This window comes from Bacillus sp. 01N45, from assembly GCF_056399205.1.
The window spans coordinates 1-365 of sequence record NZ_JBFTQW010000074.1; the positions used below are offsets into that span (position 1 = coordinate 1).

1 protein-coding gene is annotated in these 365 nt (G+C 70.1%); it reads right to left on the reverse strand.

Features of this window, described 5'->3' with window-relative positions; all coding sequences use genetic code 11:
- Window positions 1-365 (reverse strand): hypothetical protein (locus AC1DMU_RS29780; RefSeq protein WP_476941708.1); only part of this gene is annotated, 365 nt, incomplete at both ends.

The following is a 365-nucleotide window of genomic DNA, read 5'->3' on the forward strand; positions in this document are numbered from 1 at the left end:
CGCGCAGCCTCAAGAGACCGCCCGCGAGCAGGCCGGAGATGGGTTCGATGCAGGCTCGCACCGCCGCATCGACGTCTTCGAGCGCCATCGGCTTACCGACCGCCACCACCTCGCGCACGGCCAGCGACAGGCGGGTGAATCCCAGGAAGAGGCCCCGCGTCAATAGCTGGCCGATGGCCTGGCGCACGATCCCGGCGATATGCGCCTCGTTGATCAGCAGCGTGCTCAGATAGCCGAACACCTTGCCCTTCAGCGCCCGCACCACGCCCGCGATCCGGGCGGCGCGGGCCGCCGGAGCCTCGCCCTCGCCAGCCAGCGCGACGTAGATTTCCACGTGGTCGGCGAACTCGGCCGGCGTGCTGGAA